24 protein-coding genes are annotated in these 20,243 nt (G+C 64.3%); 8 read left to right on the forward strand and 16 right to left on the reverse strand.

Annotated features, from left to right (window positions below; genetic code table 11):
• Positions 1 to 12: 12 nt before the first annotated feature.
• Positions 13 to 1,062 (reverse strand): TRAP transporter substrate-binding protein, encoded by a 1,050-nt coding sequence (locus tag O9320_06905; GenBank protein MCZ8310563.1) that lies wholly within the window; start codon positions 1,060 to 1,062, stop codon positions 13 to 15.
• Between the two features lie 73 nt (positions 1,063 to 1,135).
• Positions 1,136 to 1,336 (reverse strand): hypothetical protein, encoded by a 201-nt coding sequence (locus tag O9320_06910; protein MCZ8310564.1) that lies wholly within the window; start codon positions 1,334 to 1,336, stop codon positions 1,136 to 1,138.
• Positions 1,337 to 1,715: 379 nt separating this feature from the next.
• Here O9320_06910 and O9320_06915 point away from each other — a divergent pair, with 379 nt between their 5' ends.
• A complete protein-coding gene (locus tag O9320_06915; protein MCZ8310565.1) occupies positions 1,716 to 2,108 on the forward strand; it encodes a hypothetical protein in 393 nt (130 codons plus the stop codon).
• On the opposite strand, the gene O9320_06920 is transcribed toward O9320_06915, so the two are convergent.
• On the reverse strand, positions 2,105 to 2,722 hold the full coding sequence (locus O9320_06920; protein MCZ8310566.1) for a response regulator transcription factor: 618 nt from the start codon (positions 2,720 to 2,722) through the stop codon (positions 2,105 to 2,107). The genes O9320_06915 and O9320_06920 overlap by 4 nt on opposite strands.
• Before the next feature lie 140 nt (positions 2,723 to 2,862).
• Between O9320_06920 and O9320_06925 the strand changes: the two genes are divergently transcribed.
• The gene (locus O9320_06925; GenBank protein MCZ8310567.1) at positions 2,863 to 3,351 is read left to right on the forward strand and encodes a PAS domain-containing protein; all 489 of its coding nucleotides are present in this window, start codon (positions 2,863 to 2,865) and stop codon (positions 3,349 to 3,351) included.
• Positions 3,352 to 3,355: 4 nt separating this feature from the next.
• On the opposite strand, the gene O9320_06930 is transcribed toward O9320_06925, so the two are convergent.
• Together O9320_06930 and O9320_06935 are read right to left on the reverse strand one after the other, a co-directional pair.
• On the reverse strand, positions 3,356 to 3,967 hold the full coding sequence (locus O9320_06930) for a methyltransferase domain-containing protein (protein MCZ8310568.1): 612 nt from the start codon (positions 3,965 to 3,967) through the stop codon (positions 3,356 to 3,358).
• Positions 3,968 to 3,973: 6 nt separating this feature from the next.
• Positions 3,974 to 4,852 carry a CoA ester lyase gene (locus tag O9320_06935; protein ID MCZ8310569.1) on the reverse strand — a complete coding sequence of 293 codons (879 nt, stop codon included), beginning with the start codon at positions 4,850 to 4,852 and terminating at the stop codon, positions 3,974 to 3,976.
• Positions 4,853 to 4,981: 129 nt separating this feature from the next.
• Between O9320_06935 and pdxY the strand changes: the two genes are divergently transcribed.
• Entirely contained in the window at positions 4,982 to 5,815 is an 834-nt protein-coding gene (gene pdxY / locus O9320_06940; GenBank protein ID MCZ8310570.1) for a pyridoxal kinase, read from the forward strand.
• A gap of 56 nt (positions 5,816 to 5,871) precedes the next feature.
• Positions 5,872 to 6,507: a LysE family transporter gene (locus tag O9320_06945; GenBank protein MCZ8310571.1), complete on the forward strand. Its 636-nt coding sequence runs from the start codon at positions 5,872 to 5,874 to the stop codon at positions 6,505 to 6,507.
• 256 nt (positions 6,508 to 6,763) lie between these two features.
• On the opposite strand, the gene O9320_06950 is transcribed toward O9320_06945, so the two are convergent.
• Entirely contained in the window at positions 6,764 to 7,510 is a 747-nt protein-coding gene (locus tag O9320_06950) for a hypothetical protein (protein MCZ8310572.1), read from the reverse strand.
• Positions 7,507 to 8,520 (reverse strand): aspartate-semialdehyde dehydrogenase, encoded by a 1,014-nt coding sequence (locus O9320_06955; protein ID MCZ8310573.1) that lies wholly within the window; start codon positions 8,518 to 8,520, stop codon positions 7,507 to 7,509. The genes O9320_06950 and O9320_06955 overlap by 4 nt, the downstream gene beginning before the upstream one ends.
• A gap of 133 nt (positions 8,521 to 8,653) precedes the next feature.
• On the opposite strand from O9320_06955, the gene O9320_06960 reads away from it, so the two are divergent.
• A complete protein-coding gene (locus O9320_06960) occupies positions 8,654 to 9,226 on the forward strand; it encodes a methyltransferase domain-containing protein (GenBank protein MCZ8310574.1) in 573 nt (190 codons plus the stop codon).
• A gap of 33 nt (positions 9,227 to 9,259) precedes the next feature.
• Here the strand turns inward: O9320_06960 and leuB are convergent, their stop codons facing one another.
• From leuB to ffh, 9 genes are all read right to left on the reverse strand, one after another.
• Positions 9,260 to 10,372 carry a 3-isopropylmalate dehydrogenase gene (leuB, locus tag O9320_06965; GenBank protein ID MCZ8310575.1) on the reverse strand — a complete coding sequence of 371 codons (1,113 nt, stop codon included), beginning with the start codon at positions 10,370 to 10,372 and terminating at the stop codon, positions 9,260 to 9,262.
• Positions 10,373 to 10,386: 14 nt separating this feature from the next.
• Positions 10,387 to 11,004: a 3-isopropylmalate dehydratase small subunit gene (leuD, locus tag O9320_06970; GenBank protein ID MCZ8310576.1), complete on the reverse strand. Its 618-nt coding sequence runs from the start codon at positions 11,002 to 11,004 to the stop codon at positions 10,387 to 10,389.
• A 20-nt stretch (positions 11,005 to 11,024) separates the two neighbouring features.
• Complete coding sequence (locus tag O9320_06975) at positions 11,025 to 11,717, reverse strand: RDD family protein (GenBank protein MCZ8310577.1); 693 nt, start codon at positions 11,715 to 11,717, stop codon at positions 11,025 to 11,027.
• 10 nt (positions 11,718 to 11,727) lie between these two features.
• Positions 11,728 to 13,134, reverse strand: a complete 1,407-nt coding sequence (gene leuC, locus O9320_06980) for a 3-isopropylmalate dehydratase large subunit (GenBank protein ID MCZ8310578.1) — start codon at positions 13,132 to 13,134, stop codon at positions 11,728 to 11,730.
• 86 nt (positions 13,135 to 13,220) lie between these two features.
• A complete protein-coding gene (gene rplS, locus O9320_06985; GenBank protein ID MCZ8310579.1) occupies positions 13,221 to 13,652 on the reverse strand; it encodes a 50S ribosomal protein L19 in 432 nt (143 codons plus the stop codon).
• Positions 13,653 to 13,674: 22 nt separating this feature from the next.
• On the reverse strand, positions 13,675 to 14,436 hold the full coding sequence (trmD, locus tag O9320_06990; GenBank protein ID MCZ8310580.1) for a tRNA (guanosine(37)-N1)-methyltransferase TrmD: 762 nt from the start codon (positions 14,434 to 14,436) through the stop codon (positions 13,675 to 13,677).
• Positions 14,433 to 14,993, reverse strand: coding sequence for a ribosome maturation factor RimM (gene rimM / locus O9320_06995; protein ID MCZ8310581.1), 561 nt, complete (start codon positions 14,991 to 14,993; stop codon positions 14,433 to 14,435). The genes trmD and rimM overlap by 4 nt, the downstream gene beginning before the upstream one ends.
• A gap of 9 nt (positions 14,994 to 15,002) precedes the next feature.
• Complete coding sequence (gene rpsP / locus O9320_07000; GenBank protein ID MCZ8310582.1) at positions 15,003 to 15,371, reverse strand: 30S ribosomal protein S16; 369 nt, start codon at positions 15,369 to 15,371, stop codon at positions 15,003 to 15,005.
• Between the two features lie 38 nt (positions 15,372 to 15,409).
• Positions 15,410 to 16,759 (reverse strand): signal recognition particle protein, encoded by a 1,350-nt coding sequence (ffh, locus tag O9320_07005; GenBank protein ID MCZ8310583.1) that lies wholly within the window; start codon positions 16,757 to 16,759, stop codon positions 15,410 to 15,412.
• 267 nt (positions 16,760 to 17,026) lie between these two features.
• On the opposite strand from ffh, the gene dapF reads away from it, so the two are divergent.
• From dapF to ftsY, 3 genes are read left to right on the forward strand one after another with little or no spacing between them, the layout of a single operon-like run.
• Complete coding sequence (dapF, locus tag O9320_07010; GenBank protein ID MCZ8310584.1) at positions 17,027 to 17,866, forward strand: diaminopimelate epimerase; 840 nt, start codon at positions 17,027 to 17,029, stop codon at positions 17,864 to 17,866.
• Positions 17,863 to 19,113: a tRNA (N(6)-L-threonylcarbamoyladenosine(37)-C(2))-methylthiotransferase MtaB gene (mtaB, locus tag O9320_07015; GenBank protein ID MCZ8310585.1), complete on the forward strand. Its 1,251-nt coding sequence runs from the start codon at positions 17,863 to 17,865 to the stop codon at positions 19,111 to 19,113. Before dapF ends, mtaB begins: the two co-directional genes overlap by 4 nt.
• Positions 19,110 to 20,039, forward strand: coding sequence for a signal recognition particle-docking protein FtsY (gene ftsY, locus O9320_07020; protein ID MCZ8310586.1), 930 nt, complete (start codon positions 19,110 to 19,112; stop codon positions 20,037 to 20,039). Before mtaB ends, ftsY begins: the two co-directional genes overlap by 4 nt.
• Positions 20,040 to 20,243 lie beyond the last annotated feature (204 nt).

Genomic DNA, 20,243 nt, shown 5'->3' on the forward strand with positions numbered 1-20,243 from the left:
ACGGGGGCTCGCTCATGGGATCGCCATGCGCGAATCGGCTCCGATCGTATCGTTCCAAGCACTGCGGCACGTTTCGCCGCAGCGCGCGATCCAGTCGGGCAGGACGACGGTCCGCAAAACATCCTGCAGACGCCGCTGGTCGGCCGCGGAGGCGGGCACAAGCTTCATCGCACCGCGTTCGCCTTGCCGGCAAGGATCGGCGCCGGTGTTGCAGGAAATGCCCTCGCGCGTCGCCGCCTCCGACATGTCCCAAACTTCGGCTTCGAGCGTCGCGAGTTCGGTGCGCACGATGTCCTGCAGGTCCTTGGGCAGGCGGCGCCACGCGGCACCGTTTGCAAGGAACCCGATCGGCCCGAACGTGAGGGAGATCGGGCTGATATGCGTCGTCACGCGATGCAAGCCCAGAATATTGCCCGACATCGCACCCGTGATGACGCAGTCGACGACGTTCCTTTTCACAGATTCGATGATCTGGGCAAAAGGCATGATCACGGGTACGCCGCCCAGGGCTTCGATCATGCGCGACATGGCCGCACCCGAAACCCGCAGCCGCCGGCCCGCGAGCTGCGACAGATCGGCGAACGGTGCCGCACAGAACACGACCTGCGCCGGGTAGGTGTAGACCGCCAGCAGTTCGACATCGTATTCGCTGCGCAGCCTTGCCTCTATCGTGGGGCGAAACGCCGCCGCATGCGCGCGCAAGGTGGCAAAATCCAGATTGAGACCCGGCAAATCGTAGCCCATAAGCAGCGGGTCGGACAGAAACGTCGACCCGAAATGAATCGCGCCGAACGGCACGACTCCGAGTTGGATCAAGTTCAGCATCTCTTCGGCGCGGATGCCGCCGCGGTCGAACGGCGTGATCTCGCCCCTTAGACGCCCGCCGGTCGCGGCCACGATACGCGACTGCCAGAAGGGCGCTTCCTTGGTCGTGTAGACCGGCTGACCCATGAGGCCGCCGACGATTCGCAGCGTGATCTTCGGCTCGGCGGCACGCGCTTGGTACGACCCTGCGAACCCAGCCCACAACAAGGCGATCGCGGCAGTCAGCAGCCAACGCATGGTTTTGACCCTTTCATGCCTGCAAGCCAAGAGTGGGGTCAATTTCAGCACCGGATCGACCTCGACGCCAGCCTCAAGCGGCGCGCATGTCCGCGGGGAAGCGCGCTACCGCGCGGCTGATCGTGCTGAATTGCCCAAACAGCGACTTGATGTCGCCGAGCTGCGGCAAAGCCGATCTCCCGAGCGCCAATTTGAGCGCCGGGTCCAGCGCAATCCCCGCAACGATCCGCGTGTCGATGCAAAAACGACCGCTCAATGCCTCAAGCGTTGCCATATTTCCGGCTTCTTCCCCACATTTGACTTACTTATAGTACAAGTGAGGCAAGTTTATCGATTAGTCAATGTGTTGGAACTGCGATCGACCGTCTCTTTAGTCGCCGTGTGAGCTTTTCTTTTGTATACTTTTGTCTATACCGAGTCCTGGAAAACCAGATCTCCATACGGACCCAGCGCGAATGTCCAACCCCGCGGACCTGGCCTCTTTCGCAGATAACACTCTGATTCTATTTGATGTTTCGAAGTCCGGAACTTTTTCGCGGTTGAAGACGCAGGGCGTTCCTGCGTGGTGGGGCCCGAGCCACGCCGACACTGCCTCCGTTTCAGCGTTGTTGGACCTGCCATCGGACTCGGCCCTGACAGCATCCATCGCAGGCATGCATGGCTCGGCGACGCACGCCACCGGGGTTGAGGCGATCCGCCTGCATGGCATCGGCGCGCGCCTCGTGCGATATCGCGTGCAGCAAAACGATACCCAAACGGACTTCGCATACCGCGTCGAATTGACGGCGGACGCAAGCCTCGCAGCGCTCGAAGAGCTGCTCGCAAAACTGCACAAAGCCTCGCACGACCTGCACACCACGTCTGCGACGGTGCTGGCCTCCGCACAGCTGCTGGCGGATGCGGCACCGCCAAGTGCAGCGAGCGCGCGCAACCGCGGTCGCATCGAGCGCGCAATCCGGGCCGCCCTCGCGGCCGACGCGGAAAATCTCGACCAAGCGCGCCGCAAGTTGGCGGCTTTGGGCGAGGCGCTGACGCGCGCGACTTAAGTGCCGAGGTCGTTTTTGACGGCGTAAAGGGCAAGTTGCACGCGATTGCGCAAGCCCGTCTTGGCTAGAATGCGCGTGACATGCGCTTTGACCGTGACTTCTTCCACCTGCAACGCGGCGGCGATCTGCTTGTTCGGCTGGCCGCAGGCAATCGCCTTCAAGATCGCGCGCTCGCGTGCCGTGAACTTCGGCGCATCAGGATGCGACGACGCCGGGGGCTGGGCCGGGGGCTGGTCGGGAAAATAGGTTCCGCCCTCGGCGATCAGCAGAATAGCTGCACGTAGCAGCGGCGGGCGCAGCGTCTTGGGCACGAAGCCCGACGCACCGAGTGCCCGCACGCGTTCGGCAGCCGGATGCGGCGCTTCGCCCGAGACAACGGCAATGGGCGCGTCCGGGGCGGCCGTGCGCAAGAGTGCGATGCCCGCACCGCCATCCATGCCCGGCATATTGAGATCGGCGACCACGAGCTGAACCGAACCCAAGCGCCCGAGTGCGGCTTGCCCTTCCGCGACCGAACCGGCCGCGATTATTTCGATCTCCGGCCGCCCGGCACGCAGGAACACGCCGAGAGCCTCGGCAAACAACGGATGGTCGTCGAGCACCAGAATGCGCATGGGGACATATTGCCAATTCCGAGCGCTGCGTCGAGCGGTGATTCGCGCGGCGGCGGCGCGATTGCAAGCGCTTCGATTGCAAGCGCTGCCGACTTCGTGCATTTTTGCCGACAGCAGAGATCGGAAGGATTGCAGCCCGCATGCAGGAGCGAGCTTCGTCGATCTACCGGAAACTGGCGGCCGATGCCGCCAGCGTGACGGCGCTGCGCAATCGACGGCTGTTCGAATGGTGGCAGGTTCGCGCGGGCGCGCGGACGATGCCACAGCGCAGCGAGCTCGAGCCGACCGAGCTCGCCTGGGCACTCGGGCATTTTTCGCTGATCGAGATCGGTGCGGACGGGCAGTTCACCTACCGCGTCGACGGGACGCATATTGCCGCACTGACCGGCATCGACATGACCGGCAAACGCGCCGATCTCTATCCGCGCGCGCGCAGCCGCCAACTGATCCTCGATTCCTACCGCGAACTTGCCGCGACCGGCCGCCCGCTTTGCATCTATATGGACACCGAGCTCGACGGACGCTGGGTCAATCTCGAGATTCTGCTGCTGCCCTTGGCCGATGCAGCGGGCCGCGTGTCGCATCTGATGTCGGCCATGGCCGCCAAGGCCGATCTGCCGCGCCGCTGACCCTTCAGGGAAAGTGTGCTGCGGCGAGAGCGCGCATTTCGTGCTCGTCGCGGCCGGGCCCGCTTGCCACCGCCCACAGATCGTAGGCCGGATGCGGGCGGCGCACGGTGGCGAGCAGCGGAAAGCCGCCATGGGCGAGCGTGTGCATCAGCACCTTCTCGGTGAAGCCGCAGCGATGCGCCATGAAGAGATTGCCGTTTTTCATCGACGGGCGATGGCCGTAGAGAATGTCGATGGCCGCGATCGGCCCCGCGGGGCTCATATAAGCGGGCTCGGTCAGCTTGCCTTCGGCCACCAGCGCGCAGACCGACTGGAGATCGGGGCAGGTCACGACCACGAACCCGTCGGGCTTGACGATACGCCGGAACTCGGCGAGGGCGAGCGGCACTTCGTGCGGATAGAGATGCTCGAGATTGTGGCTCGAGAAGATCGCATCCACTGTGCCCGTGGGCACCGCCGACATGTCGGTCATCGTGCCGACGAGATCGGGCCTGGCGTTGGGGTCGATGTCGAAGCGCAATTCGCGCCAGGCATCGGAGGCGAAGGTACGCGTGGTCTGCTGCTTGGTGTTCTGGCCGCAGCCGACATGCACGAAGGTTTTGGGCGCTTGCTGCATGGGCCTTCAAGCTGCCGTGCGCTTGGCGATCGCGTCGGCGAGCGCCACCGTGCGGCGCGCGCTCTCGACATGCAGATGCTCGACGAGCTTGCCGTCGACGACGATCACGCCCTCGTGGTTGGCGGCCGCCGCTTCGAAAGCCGCAATCACCTTGCGCGACCATTCGATGTCGGCCGCCGAGGGTCCGAAGGCGGCATTGCAGGCCGCGATCGTTTTGGGATGGATCAGCGTTTTGCCGTCGAAGCCCATGTCGGCCCCTTGGCGGCAGGCGGCGGCAAAGCCGGCATCGTCGTTGAGATCGAGATGCACGCCGTCGAGGATCGGCAGCCCGGCCGCGCGCGCGGCGAGCAGGCACAGTCCCAAGGACGGCATGATCGCGAGCCGATCTTCCGAATGGCGCGCGCGCAGATCCTTGACGAGATCGGAGGTCCCCATCACGAGGCACGCCAGATGCGGGCTTGACAGCGCGATTTCCTGCGCACGCAAAACGCCGAGCGGCGTTTCGATCATCGCCCACAAAACGACGTTTTCGGGGGCTCCTGCGGCCGCAAGCCGCAAGGCCGCATCGCGCACTTCCTTGGCACTCTCGACCTTGGGCAGCAGCACCGCATGGCAGCCCGAGCGAGCGGCGGCTTTGATGTCGGCCGCACCCAGTTTGTCGCTGAGCGGATTGATGCGCACGACCGTCTCGGCGCGGTAGCCGCCTTTGCGCAAGGCCGCGATAACCTGATCGCGCGCGAGATCCTTGCGGTCGGGATGCACGGCGTCTTCAAGATCGAAAATCAGCACGTCGGCGTCGACTTCGCGCGCCTTGTCGAGCGCCCTTTGATTGGCGCCGGGTACATAAAGTGCGGAACGGCGCGCGACGGTGCGAAAATCGGCCATGTCTGTCGGAGTCCTCCCCAAAACGAAGCCTATCCTGTCAGCCCGCCCGATGCTTTGCAAAGGGCATTGCGAGGGGAGGGGGACGTCGGCATGGCAGGGCCGAAGCGAAATCGGCTATGAAGGTCGGACATGCAGATTCTGTCCCTCCAATCTTCCGTCGCGACCGGTGCCGTCGGCAATTCGGCGGCGGTGTTTTGCCTGCAGCGCTTGGGCTACGACGTGGCGCGCATCGACACGGTGCGCTTCTCGAACCATCCCGGCCATGGCGGCTTCGCGGGTGGGCCGGCCGATGCCGCCGAGATGGCAGGACTCGTTGCCGGCATTGATGCGCGCGGGCTGTTCGCAGGCTGCCGCTGCGTGCTGTCGGGCTATCTTGGCAGCGGTGCGCAAGGGGCCGTAGTTGCCGACGCGGTCGCGCGCGCCAAACGCGCCAACCCGGCGGCGTTTTTTGCGCTCGATCCCGTGATGGGCGATCGCGGCCGCGTGTTCGTGAAGCCCGACACGGTCGATGCCGTGCGCGCGCTCGAACCGCTCGCCGACCTGCTGTTTCCCAACGCGTTCGAGCTCGCCCTTTTGACCGGCGACACGGTCGCGACTGCCGCCGAAGCGCTGGCGGCCGCACAAAAATTGCGCACCGGCAGGCCAACACGCATCGTCGTGGCAACTTCGGTGCCGCTCGCCGACGGGATCGGCACCTTGGCCGTCGGGCCTGCGGGCAGCTATCTTGCGCGATCGCCTGCCATCGACCATCCGGCCTTCGGGGCGGGCGATACTTTTGCGGCCCTTTTCCTCGCGCACTATCTGGCCGGCGACACGCTTGCCGATTGCCTTCAAAAAGCCGTTTCGGCCGTCCACACTGTTTTGACGGCAACGGCCAAGGCGGGCGTGCTCGATCTGCTTTTGGTGGCGTGCCAGCAGGATTTGGCGCATCCGCCTGCACTTTTCCCGGTCGCCGAACTTTAGTATAGGGACAATCGGGACTTTCGCAGGCCCGAACTTTCTCTGGCACAGCAGGCCGAATGCTCGAGTGGATCTTCGTCAAAGGGGTTTTGGTCGGCTTGTTGATCGCCGCACCGGTGGGCCCGGTGAATGTTCTCGTGATCCGGCGCACGCTGGTGCACGGGCGCTTGGCCGGACTGTTTTCGGGGCTCGGCTCGGCGCTTGCCGACGCGACCTTCGGCGCCATCGCCGCCTTCGGCATTTCGATGCTGCAGACCTTCCTCGAGCGCGAGCGCGATGTGGTCTCGCTCGTGGGTGCGGCCATTCTGTGCGTGATGGGCTTCAAGCTTCTCTATCGCCCACTCCCCTCGATCGCCGGCGACAAAGACCACGGCAATCTGATCGGCGACCTCACCTCGGCGTTTTTCCTCACCATCACCAATCCGATCACGGTGCTGTCGTTCCTGGCGATCTTCGCGGCCTTCGGCGTCAAATCCGACGGCACGGTGTTGGCCGACGATTGGCTGCTGATCGCAGGCGTGCTCGCGGGTGCGGCGTTCTGGTGGGCGATGATCGTGGAAGCGGTGTGCCTGTTCCGCGACCGCTTTACGACCACGGGGCTTGCCTGGGCCAACCGCATCGCCGCCTACATTATCTTGGCATTTGCCGTCGGCGTGGTCGGCGAAGTGGCGCTGCGCTTCTGGGGCTATCTCTAAAAAGAATAGGTTACCAAGCGCGACAACCGGCAACCGTCGCCCATTTAGCGCGTTGATTTCCCACGCATGTAACCGCCGCGACGATTTCGGTTACGCCTTTCCGGCGCTGCATATCTTGCTGATTTCGTCGATATTCACTTTTCAAACAGCACACGCCGCACGCGCATGTGCAAGCGATCATACATCCTATCACAAAACTGATTTTCGTTCGATTCGGATGTGCATGGCGGCGGTACATCAGCCGCCGATCAACGCTTTAACTTGCCGGCACAAGCTGGTCGAGCAGTGCCGGAAAACGGGCGCGCACCTGGGTTTGGCGCGCGTGCCAGCGTTCGGGCGACAGATATTGCGGCCGGTAGGTCGGACCCGGCTCGATATCGACCGTGCGCGTGAGCATGCCCGGGCGCAGCGGCTGTTCGCGCGCGACCGTACCCGGCGTTTCGAGCTGGCGGGCGATCTCGCGCGGGCCCGCCATGCAGATATCGTCGTCTTGCGGGCGGCGGGCGGCGAGGCTCTGTTCGAGTGCCAAGGCTTCGTTGCGCAACCGCACGCGGCGCTCTTGCGGCAGATTGCGCGCGTAGTGAAGCAGCGCCGCACGCGCGGCGAGGATTTGGCGCACGCGCATGTCGGCGGCTTCCGTATCGGCGCATTTGGCACCGTCTACCGCGACGGCCAAGATCGTCGAGATCAGCACGAGGGCCGCTTCGGCGCGCAGCGGATCGTTGCGCTGGCCCTCGCCGATCTGCCACAGCAGATCGCCGTAGGCCACACCGATCAGATGCGGGGCACCCGCCTGCAGCCGCGCTTGCGCCCAGCTCAGAACGGCACGCGCTTGCGCTTCGGCGCGCGGTTCGAACATCGCTTGCGCCGTCGCCTTGTATTGGCGCGCGGCATAAAGCCGGTCGAGTTCGGCAAGATTGGGCGGTGCCGCCGCCGGCGCTTGGGCGAGCGCCTGCAGCGGATACAGGAGCAGCAGCAGAAATGCCGCTGCCAGCCGCTTCATTCGTGCTCGGCCAACGCGAGTGCGACCGTCACGATCGGCAAAGACAACGCCGCACGCAGATTGTCGGCCGCAAGCCAGAAGGCAAGGCCGTTGGCGACCGAGGGATCGTCGCGCAGGCGGCTGATGAAGATCTTGGTTTCGCCTTGCGTCTCGAGCGGCGTGACAAAACCTTCGGCAGCACGGTGGTCGACGAGGCCGATATCGTCGTCGCGGATGAGGAGACTGCGCGCTTGTGCCACACCCATCGGCTCGGTGAATTCGACCGCAACCGAAATGCCGTGCCCGACGAAGGCGGGAACGCGCACGCACGTCGCCACGATATTGAGATCGCCACCCAGGATCTTGCGCGGCTCGAGTGCGAGCGCTTTTTCCTCGGAAGTCCGGCCGTCGGTTTCGAAGGCGCCGCAATGCGGGATCGTGTTGAACGCGATCTGCTTGGCGAAATGCTGGCGCTCGAGCGTCTGGTTCACATAGACCGAGCGCGTCTGGTTGAAGAGCTCGTCCATCGCAGGCCTGCCTGCTTCCGACACGGCCTGGTAGGTCGACAGCACCGCGCGCTTGGCCTTGGCTTTGTCGTGCATCGGATGGAGGGCCCGCGTGAACATGCTCACGCAAGCGCCCGGAACCGCGACGATGCGGCGCTTGGCGCGCGCGAAGGTGGCGGGCGTGTCGTTCACACCGGCCACGACGAGCGGCACGTCGGCTTCCATGCGGAAATGCGCCGAGGTATCAACGACCCAGGCCCCGGCCTTGGCGGCTTTGGGCACGGCGGCGGCCGACACGGCGGCAGCGGTGCAGAAGATGGCGACCTTGGCCGTCGAAAAATCGAACTGGGCGAGGTCTTGGGTGGTGAGGTCGGTTTCTTCGCCATAAGAAAGTGTGGCCCCGATCGACCGTTCGGAGGCGAGGGCCACGACATTGTGCGGATCGATCCCGCGCTGCGCCAATTCCTGCAGAACTTCGCGCCCGATCGTGCCCGTCGCACCGACAACCGCTATTTTATTTGCCATTCCAACCCCTTACCCGAGCCTTGCCGGATTGCCTTAATAATTTCATATTGGCTTGAGAGAAGCCCTGCCGAAGCATCGTTGCGCCTGAGGATCGATAGACCTTCCTCGCGCCCTTGGAAAGCCCGTTGTCGCCATGAAAAAAGATACGCTCGAAAGCCTGCTGTTTTTCAAACGCTGGCTTGCGAACCCGATGAAGGTGGGGGCGGTCATCCCGTCGTCGGCCAATTTGGCGCGCCTGATCGCCAAGCAAGTGAAGCTCGAGGCGGACCAATGCGTGGTCGAACTCGGGCCGGGTACGGGGCCTGTGACCAAGGCGCTGCTTGCCTCGGGCATTCCGGTCGAGCGGCTGTTCCTCGTCGAGATCGACGGCGATATGGCCGCCTATCTGCGCCGCGAGTTCCCGAACGTCAACGTGATCCACGGCGACGCGACGAAACTCAAAGACCTCTTGCCCGCGCAATGGGTCGGCAAGGTTGCGACCGTGATCTCGGGCATCCCGATGCTGCCGCTGCCGATCGAACTTCAGCGCGGCCTCATCGACGCCGCCTTCGAGGTGATGGCGCCCGGCGGCGAGATTCTGCAATACACCTATTCGCTTGCCTCGCCGATCAAGGAAAAGCCGCTTGGCCTCAAGGGTCGGCGCAAAGGCATCTCGATGCTCAACGTGCCGCCCGCCTGGGTGTGGAGCTACGCCCCCGCCGCTTAAAAATTTTGCGGCGTGAGGCGTGCGCTGGCCGCTTTACGCGGCCAGCTTGTCGAGTTCGGCCAGCAACGCATCGCCCATTTGGGTGGTCGAGACCGGCGTTTCGCCGGGCATCGCGATGTCGCGCGTGCGAATGCCCTTGGCGAGCACGTTCTTGGCCGCCTGTTCGACGAGATCGGCGTCGGCCGGCAGATCGAACGAATAGCGCAGCATCATCGCGAACGACAGCAGCGTGGCCATCGGGTTCGCCATGTCCTTGCCGGCAATGTCGGGGGCCGAGCCGTGCACGGGCTCGTAGAGCGCCTTGCGCCGACCGGTTGCGTCGGGCGCACCCAGCGAGGCCGAGGGCAGCATGCCGAGCGAGCCCGTGAGCATCGCCGCACAATCCGACAGCATGTCGCCGAACAGATTGTCGGTCACGATCACGTCGAACTGTTTGGGATTGCGCACGAGCTGCATGTTGCAATTGTCGGCCAGCATGTGCTCGAGCTTCACGTCGGCGAATTCGGCCTTGTGGGTCGCGGTCACAACTTCGCGCCACAACACGCCCGTGTGCATCACGTTCGATTTTTCGACCGAGTGCACCTTGTTGCCGCGCTTGCGCGCGAGTTCGAACGCCACGCGCGCGATGCGCTGGATTTCCGACGTCGTGTAGACTTGCGTGTCGACGGCTTTCTTCTGGCCGTCGGGCAGCGTCGTCACGCCGCGCGGTTCGCCGAAATAGACCCCACCCGTGAGCTCGCGCAGGATCAGAATATCGAGGCCCGACACAAGCTCGCGCTTGAGGCTGGAGGCGTCGGCGAGCGCGTCGAACACCAGGGCCGGGCGCAGATTGGCGAACAGGTCCATGTCCTTGCGCAGGCGCAAAAGGCCGCGCTCGGGTTTCTTTTCGAACGGTAGTGCATCCCATTTCGGGCCGCCGACGGCACCGAACAAGGTCGCGTCCGAATTCATCGCGACGTCCATCGTGGCGTCGTCGATCGGCCAGCCATGCTTGTCGATCGCCGCCCCGCCCACGAGACCTTCCTTGACGTCGAACGACACGGTGCGGCGCTTGTCGAACCAGCCGACCACGCGATGCACTTGGCGCATCACTTCGACGCCGATCCCGTCGCCGGGCAGAACAAGCAGTTTGCGATTGGAAGCCATGGATCCGTCTCCGTTCAGCGTGCGGCGAAGAGCCAGGGCTGGCTCTGGCGCTGTTTGTTTTCGTAAGAGTCGATGTGTTCGGCCTTCTGCATTGTGAGGCCGATATCGTCGAGCCCATTCAGCAGGCAGTGTTTGCGGAATTCGTCGATGTCGAATTTGACGCTGCCGCCGTCCGGGCCCTTGATCTCCTGCTTTTCGAGATCGACGGTGAGCGTGGCGTTCGAGCCGCGCTGCGCGTCGTCCATGAGCTTGGCGAGATCTTCCTTCGACACGCGGATCGGCAGGATGCCGTTCTTGAAGCAGTTGTTGTAGAAAATGTCGGCGAAGGACGTACTGATCACGCAGCGAATGCCGAAATCGAGCAACGCCCACGGGGCATGCTCGCGCGACGAGCCGCAGCCGAAATTGTCGCCCGCGACCAGGATTTGCGCCTTGCGGTAGGCGGACTTGTTCAGCACGAAATCGGGCTTTTCCTTGCCGTCGGGCGTGAAGCGCATCTCTTCGAACAAGGCGCTACCGAGGCCGGTGCGCTTGATCGTCTTCAGATGCTGCTTGGGAATGATCATGTCGGTATCGACATTGATCATCGGCAGCGGTGCGGCCACACCGGTCAGAACCGTGAATTTGTCCATGGCGTTTCTGTCGCTCCCCTTCAGATGTCGTCGCGCGCAACCACGCGCGTGCCGGCGAGAATGTCGTGCAAGGCCTGGCCCGAGCCGGTGAGGCCGCCGAGCAGATAGCCCATGCCCGTCGATGCGATGTCGCAGATTTTCAAGAGCTGGCGCGAGATCGCGCGCAGCGGCGAAAGACGGCGGCCAGCAAGGTCGACCACTTCAAGCCGCATCCAGCGCTTGCCCGGCGTTGCTTGGCGCGCACCCGCTTCGAAAAAGGCAAAATAAGCGAAGGGCAGCAGCACGATCGCGATCTGTGCGGCGACGAGTTGGAGTACGGCGCGCACATTGCGGCCGACAAGCGTTTCGCTGCGTACCGGCTCGACGCGGCCGTCGTCGGTGCGGATCACGCCCTCGACGATCGAATAGATCAGCACGGTACCGTCGGCATAGCGGCGCGTTTCGGCGACAAAATCGACCGTGCGCTGGCCGCTATTGTCGTACATGCGCTCGTCTTCGCGCTGAACCACTTGACGTTCGACCGATACGACGCGCGCTTCGTTCCACGGCATCGTCCACAGATCGCCCGTACCCAGCAGCGCTTTGGCGCCCGACGCCAGCGCCCAAAGCGCGAGCAACAGAATTGCCGCATCGATCGCCAAAGCCGCCACGCGCCGGCCGAACGGCGCGGATCCGGCCGTCATATTGCCGATCGACATGGCGGCGACGCTCAAAACGCGCTCCTCATTTCAGCGCGCGCACGTCGGCCAAATGGCCCGCGACGGCAGCCGCTGCGGCCATGCCCGGCGAGACGAGATGCGTGCGCCCGCCGCGACCCTGGCGGCCTTCGAAATTGCGGTTCGAGGTCGAAGCGCAACGCTCGCCCGGCTCGAGCTTGTCGGCGTTCATCGCGAGGCACATCGAGCAGCCCGGTTCGCGCCATTCGAAGCCCGCTTCGAGCAGGATCTTGTCGAGGCCTTCGCTCTCGGCCTGTTCCTTGACGAGGCCCGAGCCCGGGACGACGAGAGCCTGCACGTGCGCCGCGACTTTGCGGCCCTTGGCGATGGCCGCAACCGCGCGCAGATCTTCGATGCGCCCGTTCGTGCAGCTGCCGATGAAGACTTTGTCGATGCGAACTTCGGACAGTTTCTGGCCGGGCGTGAGCGCCATATATTCGAGCGAGCGGAGCGTGGCGTTGCGCTTGCCTTCGTCGGCGATCTTGGTGGGATCCGGGACCACGGCGTCGATCGGCAGCACGTCTTCGGGCGATGTGCCCCACGTGACCATCGGCGGGATGTCGGCGGCGTTGAGCACCACTTCCTTGTCGTAGAAAGCGCCCTCGTCCGAGGGCAGCGTCTTCCAGTAATTCACGGCCGCTTCCCACTGCGCACCCTTGGGCGCGTAGGGGCGGCCTTTGAGATAGGCGAAGGTTTTTTCGTCGGGTGCGATGAGGCCCGCGCGCGCACCGCCTTCGATCGTCATGTTGCAGACGGTCATGCGGCCTTCCATCGACAGGTCGCGGATGACCGAACCTGCGAACTCGACGACGTATCCCGTACCGCCCGCCGTGCCGATCTTGCCGATGATCGCGAGGATCACGTCTTTGGCGGTCACGCCGGGCGCCAAGCGCCCGTCGACCGTCACGCGCATGTTCTTGGCCGGGCGCTGCAGCAGCGTTTGCGTCGCCAGCACATGCTCGACCTCGGACGTGCCGATGCCGAAGGCCAGCGCGCCGAACGCGCCGTGTGTAGCCGTGTGGCTGTCGCCGCACACGATCGTCGTACCCGGCTGGGTCAGACCCTGCTCGGGCCCGATGATGTGCACGATGCCCTGGCGCACATCGTCCATGCCGAAATGCGTGATGCCGAATTGCTTGGCGTTGGCTTCCAGCGTTTCGACCTGGATGCGGCTTTCGGGATCGGCAATGCCCTTGGAGCGGTCGGTCGTGGGCACGTTGTGGTCGGCAACCGCGATGGTCGCATCCGGGCGGCGCACAGTGCGGCCCGTGAGGCGCAGGCCTTCGAAAGCCTGCGGGCTCGTGACCTCGTGCACGAGGTGGCGGTCGATATAGAGCACGCAAGTGCCGTCGTCCTGGCGGTGAACGACATGGCTGTCCCAGATCTTGTCGAACAAGGTGCGCGGCTTCGTCATCGATGCTCCTCCCACAATCGTACGGACGCCGGTTCCCGCCCCCTCGTTTGCCGAAGGGTGGCGGGAGCCGGCCTTGTCCGGTCTTTTTACTTCGTCTCGTTGGCTGCCGCTTCGAGATCGGCAGCCGACAGGTCGGCGGCGGTCGCCGGAGCGTTGGTGCCCGACTTCTCGAGAATGCGGGCAGCCTTGCCCGTGCGGCCGCGCAGGTAATACAGCTTGGCGCGACGCACGTCGCCGCGACGCACGACCTCGATGCCGCCGATGCGCGGCGAGTAGAGCGGGAACACGCGCTCGACGCCTTCGCCGAACGACATCTTGCGCACGGTGAAGTTCGAGGCGATGCCCGAATTCTTGCGCGCGATGCACACGCCTTCGAAGGTCTGCAGACGCTCGCGCGTCCCTTCCAGCACCTTCACCTGGACGCGCAGCGTGTCGCCGGGGGCGAAGTCCGGCACTTTGCGCGCCGCGACGAGCTTGGCGATCTGCTCTTTTTCGAGCTGCTCGATAATGAACGACATGGTCTTTCTCCTTTTCGATCTCTCAGTGTTGCGTGCGCGCCGGGTGCTTGGCCCACAGATCGGGGCGTCGCTCGGCGGTCAGGCGCAAAGCCTGTTGCCGCCGCCAGGCGCGAATTTTGGCGTGGTTGCCGGAGGTCAGAACCGCCGGCACTTCGCGGTCCTGCCACAGGGCGGGCCGCGTGTAGTGGGGATATTCGAGAAGTCCGTCTTCGAAGCTTTCTTCGCCGAGCGATTCGGCCGCACCCAAAACGCCGGGCAGCAGCCGCACGCACGCGTCGATCACGCACATCGCCGCAGGCTCGCCGCCCGACAGCACGAAGTCGCCGATCGAAATTTCGCGAAGTGCGCGCGCTTCGATCACGCGCGCATCGATCCCTTCGAAGCGCCCGCACAGCAGCACCACACCCGGTGCCGCCGCAAACTCGCGCGCGAGGCTCTGGTCGAAGGGCTGGCCCGACGGCGACAGGCAGATCGCGATCGCACCTTCGGGGGCGCGCGAGATCGCCACGGCCAAAGCCGCATCGACCACGTCGGGCTTCATCACGAGACCCGGACCCCCGCCAAAAGGCAGATCGTCCACCGTGCGGTGCTTGTCGGACGCGAAGTCGCGGATGTCGATCGTGTCGAGCGCGAAAGCACCGTCTTGCGCGGCACGGCCGACGATGCCGGCACCGAGCGGCCCCGGGAACATGCCCGGATAGAGCGTGAGCACGAGCGCATGCCACGGCGCTTGCGCACCGCTGCCGCTCGTTGCTTGGCTCTTCTGTTCGCCGCCGACACTCATTCGTCGCTTCCGTCTTCTTCCTTTGCTTCGACTTCGACGGGCGGATCGATCACGACCCGTCCGTTTGCGATATCCACTTCGGGCACCGTGCGCTTGGTGAAAGCGTACAGCTGCGTCTCGCCCGCCATCGTCGTCACCTCGAGAATGTCGCCGGCCCCGTAGTTGGCGACATTCTTGACCGTGCCGAGTGCTGCGCCGTTGGTGTCGACCGCCGCCAACCCGACCAGGTCGGCGACGAACCAACGCTCGCTGCCCTTGGGTGCGCGCTTTGGCTTCTTGCCGAGGGCGGCACGCGGCACGTAGAGCCGCAGACCCTTCAGCGCCTCGGCCGCGTTGCGATCGCCGACCCCATCGAGGGAAGCGATCACGAGCCCCTTGGCTTCGCCCCGGATCTTGATCGCAAAGCGGCGGGTGCCGCTTTCGTCTTCGACCGGGCCGTAGGCAGCAACGTCGCGCACCTGCTCGGTGAAACTCTTGATCTTGACCTCGCCGCGCACGCCATGTGCGCCCGCGACCGCCCCGACCAGAATCCGCCGCTCCGATGCGTCAGCCGCCACGCTTCAGCCTCAGGCAGCCGGCGCTGCTTCGGCCGCCTTGGCAGCGGCTTCGGCGGCAGCCGCCAGACGCTCTTGCGCCTTCTTCTTCGGCGCCGACTTCTTGGGCTGCGGACGGATCACCGGCTTCGGCACCAGCGACAGAGCATGCAGGAACAACGCGACGCGGTCGGACGGCTGCGCGCCCTGGCCGAGCCAATGCTTGGCGCGCTCGACGTCGATGACGACGCGCAGCGGGTCTTCCTTGGTACGCATCGGATCGTAGTAGCCGATCTTTTCGATGAAGCGGCCGTCGCGCGCCATGCGGCTGTCGGCAATCACGATCTTGTAGTGCGGGCGGTTCTTGGCACCGCCGCGGCTCATGCGGATTTTGACGGACATTGTCGGATCGATCCTTTCGTTTGGTTTTTCAGGTGTTGCTAGCGGCGGAACAGGTTTCCGATCCCGGTCCGCATCATTCCTTTTTGGCCGAGCTTGCCCATCTGCTTCATGACGCGGCTCATTTCCATGAACTGCTTCACAAGGCGATTGACCTCCTCGACCGACGTACCCGAGCCCGTCGCGATGCGGCGCTTGCGGCTGCCGTTCAGCAGCTTCGAATCGCGGCGTTCTTTTTTGGTCATGGCGCGGATGATGGCGGTCTGCCGACCGACGACCTTCTCGTCGATATTGGCGTTGGCCATCTGCGCCTTCATCTTCTGCACGCCCGGCAGCATGTTCATCACGCCGCCGAGGCCGCCCATCTTCTTGAGCTGCTCGAGCTGCGAGAGCATGTCGTTGAAATCGAAATCGCCGGATTTGAGCTTGCGCGCGAGCTTCTCGGCGTCTTCGGCGGCGACGTTTTCCTGCGCCTTCTCGACGAGGCCGACAATGTCGCCCATGCCGAGAATGCGGCCGGCGATACGGTCGGGATAGAAGACGTCGAGCGCGTCCATCTTTTCGCCCAAGCCCACAAATTTGATGGGCTTGCCGGTGACGGCGCGCATCGAGAGTGCCGCACCGCCGCGCTGGTCGCCGTCGACGCGCGTCATCACGATGCCGGTCACACCCAGGCGCGTATTGAACTGGGTCGCCGTATTGACGGCGTCTTGGCCCGTGAGCGCATCGACCACGAGCAGCGATTCGGTGGGGCCGACCGCGTCGCGCACGGCGGCTGCTTCGGCCATCAGCTCGTCGTCGATCGACAGGCGCCCGGCCGTGTCGAGAATGACGATGTCGTAGCCTTCGTTGCGGCCGACATCCATCGCGCGCTTGGCGATCGCGACGGGATCTTGGCCCGCGACGATCGGCAGCGTTTCGACTTCGACCTGGCGACCAAGCACAGCCAACTGCTCTTGCGCTGCCGGGCGGCGCACGTCGAGCGAGGCCAGCAGAACTTTCTTGCGGTCTTTTTGCGCCAGGCGCTTGGCGAGCTTCGCCGACGTCGTGGTTTTGCCGGAGCCCTGCAGGCCCAGCATCAGGATCGCCACGGGGGGCGTTGCGCGCAGATTTAGTTCGACTGCAGTCGAACCCAATGTTTCGACGAGCTTGTCGTTGACGATCTTGACGACCATCTGGCCCGGTGTGACCGAGCGCACGACCTGCTGGCCGATCGCTTCGAGCTTCACGCCGGCGACGAAGTCTTTGACGACCTGCAGGGCGACGTCGGCTTCAAGCAGGGCCACGCGCACTTCGCGCAGTGCGGCATCGACATCGGCCTCGACGAGCGCACCGCGCCCACGCAGCTTGTCGAAGACCGACCCCAACTTGGTTGAAAGCGACTCGAACATCGAACCCTTCGGCACAAAGCCAATCGCACAAAACGAAACGACCGCCGTGCGCGACACTCGCGGACGGCGGGAGACCCGTAGGCCCAGAGGCGCTAAATTTCCCCTGAACGGGCGCGGTTCTACGTCTTTGCAGCCCAAGCGTCAAGCGGCCGACGGGCCGACGGTCCTGCACATATATACTGTCGCCGATCCTTGAACATTGGTTCGTGTTTCGTTCGAAAACTGGGGTAATAGACAAGGGGCCAACTCCGGCCCTATATCCCGGCCATGGAAGCGCTGCCGTTTTTGAAGATGCATGGGTTGGGCAACGATTTTGTCGTGGTCGATGCGCGCGAGAAGCCGCTCGATCTCGACACGGCGCGCGTGCGCGCCATCGCCGACCGCCACAAAGGCGTGGGCTTCGACCAGATGATCGTGCTGGAGAAGGCGCCCGATCCGGCGGCCGACGTGTTTTTCCGGTTTCTGAATTCCGACGGCAGCGAGGCAGGTGCGTGCGGCAACGGCACGCGCTGCGTGGCCGATCTCGTGATGCGCGAAAAGCAACGCGCTGATCTGCGCATCCAGACGATCGCCGGTGCCCTTGCCGCGACGCGCGACAAAAACGGGCGTGTCGCCGTCGATATGGGCCCGGCCCGACTCGCGTGGCAGGAAATTCCGCTCGCCCATGCGGTCGACACGCTGCATGTGCCGCTTGCATCCGGCCTGCTTGCCGATCCGGTTGCGACGAGCATGGGCAATCCGCATGCGACGTTTTTTGTCGCCGACATCACGGCGATCGATTTGGCCGCCCTCGGCCCCGGTCTCGAGCATCATGCGATTTTTCCGCAGCGCGCCAATATCGGCGTGGCGCAGATCCTCGACGATGCGACGATGCGGCTGCGCGTGTGGGAGCGTGGTGCGGGCATCACCCTTGCCTGCGGCTCGGGTGCTTGTGCGGCGACGGTTGCGGCTGTGCGGCGCGGGCTGCTCGCCGGCCGCAAGGCGCGCATCATCGTCGACGGCAGCGAGAGTGCCGACGATGCGCTCGATATCGAATGGTTGGCCAATGGCCATGTGCTGATGGCGGGACCGGTCGCCCTCTCGTTTACGGGTGCGTGGGCGCGATGAGCGCCCCGCGTCCGGCCCCACGCGTCGTCAATTTCGGCTGTCGGCTCAATGCGGCCGAGGCGGCCGGCATCGAAGCGATGCTGGCCCAGGCAGGCGACGACGACACGATCGTGATCAACAGCTGTGCAGTGACGCAAGAAGCCGAGCGCGATGCGTTTGCCGCGATCCGCCGCTTGAAGCGTGCACACCCCACGCACCGTATCGTCGTGACGGGCTGTGCCGCCCAAATCGATCCCGCGCGCTTTTCGGCGATGGCAGAAGTCGCGGCCGTCGTCGGCAATCGCGACAAGCTCGCACCCGAAACCTGGGCCACGCGTGCGGCCGGCGTGTCCGACATCATGGTGCGGCAGGATTTCGTCGAAAGCGATGCAGCCCTCGCACCGGGCCGCACGCGCGCCTTCGTCGAGATCCAGCAAGGCTGCGACCATCGCTGCACCTTTTGCGTGATCCCCTATGGGCGCGGGCCCTCGCGTTCGTTGCCGCAAGCTCGCGCGATCGCACGCGTCGCCGCTGCCGTCGCGAGCGGACGGCGCGAAGTGGTGCTGACCGGCGTGGATCTGACCGCGTGGGGCAACGATCTGCCGGGCACGCCGCGGCTTGGCGAACTATGTGCGGCCATTCTTGCGGCTGTACCCGACCTCGCACGTTTGCGCCTGTCGTCGGTCGATCCGGCGGAGCTTGATGCGCGCATCTTCGATCTGCTGGCAAACGAGCCGCGCTTTGCGCCGTTCCTGCATCTGTCCGCGCAAGCGGGCGACGATCTCATCTTGAAGCGCATGAAGCGCCGCCACAGCCGCCAGCAGATTCTCGACGTCGTCGAACGCGCGCGCGCCGCGCGCCCCGATATCGCCATCAGTGCCGATCTGATCGCGGGCTTTCCCACCGAAAGCGACTCGGCATTTGCGCAGAGCGTGTCGCTCGTGGAAGCTACGGGCATGGCAAACGCGCATGTCTTCGCCTATTCGCCGCGCCCGGGCACGCCTGCGGCCCGCATGCGCGCGATCCCGCCTGCCATCGTTGTGCAGCGCGCCAAGCGGTTGCGCGAGGCGGTCGCAGCCGCGCGCGCGCGCTATCTGGATTCGCGTATCGACAGCTTTGCCGAAGTGCTCGTCGAAAAATCCGGACGCGACGGCCTCGATGCCCAAGGTGTTCGCGTGAAATTGGCGCAGACTGCCGCGCAAGGTACGCTGCTGCGCGCCCGCATCGTCAGCCATGACGGCGTTTCGGCCGAAGGTGTGGCCGCATGAGTTGGCTCAAGAAACTCAAAGACGGTCTTCGCAAATCTTCGGACAAGCTCGTCGAGGGCATTGGCCGCGCGCTCAATCTTGGCCGACTCGACGCCGAATCGCTTGAAGCGCTTGAAGAAGCGCTGATCGCCGCCGATCTCGGGCCCGCGGTCGCGGCAAAACTCGTCGAAGGCATTCGCGCGCGCAAATTTCCGGCAGGCACGCCGGCCATCGACGTGCGGCGCGCCCTTGCGGCCGACATTGCCGCGATCTTGGCGCCCGTTGCGCAAACATGGGCGCCTAACGCAGCGAATCGGCCGCATGTGGTGCTCGTGGTCGGCGTCAACGGCAGCGGCAAGACCACGACGATCGGCAAAATCGCGGCGACGCTGAAGGCGCAAGGCAAATCCGTGATGCTGGCGGCGGGCGATACGTTCCGTGCGGCGGCCGTGCATCAGCTCGAGATTTGGGGCACGCGCAGCGGTGTGGCCGTCGTCTCGGGCAAAGAAGGGGCGGATCCCGCGGCGCTTGCGTATGAAGCGCTCGAAAAAGCGCGCGCAAACAACATCGACGTGCTGCTGATCGACACGGCCGGCCGCTTGCACAACAAAGCCGACCTCATGGACGAGTTGAAGAAGATCGTGCGCGTGATCAAGAAGCTCGAACCTTCCGCACCGCACGACACGATGCTCGTCCTCGATGCGACGATCGGACAAAACGCGCTGCAGCAGGTCGAGACCTTCAAGAGCATCGTTGCAGTCGACAAGTTGGTCGTCACAAAGCTCGACGGCAGTGCCAAAGGCGGAGTGTTGGTCGCGATCGCGAATCGATTCGCGACTCCGACGGTGCTTATCGGTGTCGGAGAGGGAATCGACGACCTAAAATCCTTCGATGCACAAAATTTTTCTGCGAGTCTTTTGGACCTCGTCGACGACGAAAAACAGTGACGAATTTCATCCGCATCATGCGGACCATAGACCTTCACTTTGTTTCGATTTTATGCGGGTTTCTTGCATGCGCTTTACTAAATCTAGCGTCGTGTTTTTTCCTTTCCGCTAGACTCGGCAGATGCCGCTACGCGTAGTGGGAAGCGCGATGTCAACCCCCCTCATATTGTTTTTCCTTGACATGCCCTTGTTCAAAATGATGTT

The sequence above is a fragment of the Magnetospirillum sp. genome (assembly GCA_027532905.1).
Taxonomy (GTDB): Bacteria; Pseudomonadota; Alphaproteobacteria; order CACIAM-22H2; family CACIAM-22H2; genus Tagaea.

What these genes read in the sequence shown, in the direction of transcription:
- leuD (MCZ8310576.1), bottom strand. Translation starts at nt 11,004, where the DNA reads ATGGACAAATTCACGGTTCTGACCGGTGTGGCCGCACCGCTGCCGATG.
- ftsY (MCZ8310586.1), top strand. Translation starts at nt 19,110, where the DNA reads ATGAGTTGGCTCAAGAAACTCAAAGACGGTCTTCGCAAATCTTCGGAC.
- O9320_06935 (MCZ8310569.1), bottom strand. Translation starts at nt 4,852, where the DNA reads ATGGCCGATTTTCGCACCGTCGCGCGCCGTTCCGCACTTTATGTACCC.
- pdxY (MCZ8310570.1), top strand. Translation starts at nt 4,982, where the DNA reads ATGCAGATTCTGTCCCTCCAATCTTCCGTCGCGACCGGTGCCGTCGGC.
- O9320_06925 (MCZ8310567.1), top strand. Translation starts at nt 2,863, where the DNA reads ATGCAGGAGCGAGCTTCGTCGATCTACCGGAAACTGGCGGCCGATGCC.
- trmD (MCZ8310580.1), bottom strand. Translation starts at nt 14,436, where the DNA reads ATGAGTGTCGGCGGCGAACAGAAGAGCCAAGCAACGAGCGGCAGCGGT.
- mtaB (MCZ8310585.1), top strand. Translation starts at nt 17,863, where the DNA reads ATGAGCGCCCCGCGTCCGGCCCCACGCGTCGTCAATTTCGGCTGTCGG.
- O9320_06930 (MCZ8310568.1), bottom strand. Translation starts at nt 3,967, where the DNA reads ATGCAGCAAGCGCCCAAAACCTTCGTGCATGTCGGCTGCGGCCAGAAC.
- dapF (MCZ8310584.1), top strand. Translation starts at nt 17,027, where the DNA reads ATGGAAGCGCTGCCGTTTTTGAAGATGCATGGGTTGGGCAACGATTTT.
- rplS (MCZ8310579.1), bottom strand. Translation starts at nt 13,652, where the DNA reads ATGTCGTTCATTATCGAGCAGCTCGAAAAAGAGCAGATCGCCAAGCTC.
- O9320_06910 (MCZ8310564.1), bottom strand. Translation starts at nt 1,336, where the DNA reads ATGGCAACGCTTGAGGCATTGAGCGGTCGTTTTTGCATCGACACGCGG.
- ffh (MCZ8310583.1), bottom strand. Translation starts at nt 16,759, where the DNA reads ATGTTCGAGTCGCTTTCAACCAAGTTGGGGTCGGTCTTCGACAAGCTG.
- leuC (MCZ8310578.1), bottom strand. Translation starts at nt 13,134, where the DNA reads ATGACGAAGCCGCGCACCTTGTTCGACAAGATCTGGGACAGCCATGTC.
- leuB (MCZ8310575.1), bottom strand. Translation starts at nt 10,372, where the DNA reads ATGGCTTCCAATCGCAAACTGCTTGTTCTGCCCGGCGACGGGATCGGC.
- O9320_06915 (MCZ8310565.1), top strand. Translation starts at nt 1,716, where the DNA reads ATGCATGGCTCGGCGACGCACGCCACCGGGGTTGAGGCGATCCGCCTG.
- O9320_06905 (MCZ8310563.1), bottom strand. Translation starts at nt 1,062, where the DNA reads ATGCGTTGGCTGCTGACTGCCGCGATCGCCTTGTTGTGGGCTGGGTTC.
- O9320_06960 (MCZ8310574.1), top strand. Translation starts at nt 8,654, where the DNA reads ATGAAAAAAGATACGCTCGAAAGCCTGCTGTTTTTCAAACGCTGGCTT.
- rpsP (MCZ8310582.1), bottom strand. Translation starts at nt 15,371, where the DNA reads ATGTCCGTCAAAATCCGCATGAGCCGCGGCGGTGCCAAGAACCGCCCG.
- O9320_06945 (MCZ8310571.1), top strand. Translation starts at nt 5,872, where the DNA reads ATGCTCGAGTGGATCTTCGTCAAAGGGGTTTTGGTCGGCTTGTTGATC.
- O9320_06920 (MCZ8310566.1), bottom strand. Translation starts at nt 2,722, where the DNA reads ATGCGCATTCTGGTGCTCGACGACCATCCGTTGTTTGCCGAGGCTCTC.
- O9320_06950 (MCZ8310572.1), bottom strand. Translation starts at nt 7,510, where the DNA reads ATGAAGCGGCTGGCAGCGGCATTTCTGCTGCTGCTCCTGTATCCGCTG.
- O9320_06955 (MCZ8310573.1), bottom strand. Translation starts at nt 8,520, where the DNA reads ATGGCAAATAAAATAGCGGTTGTCGGTGCGACGGGCACGATCGGGCGC.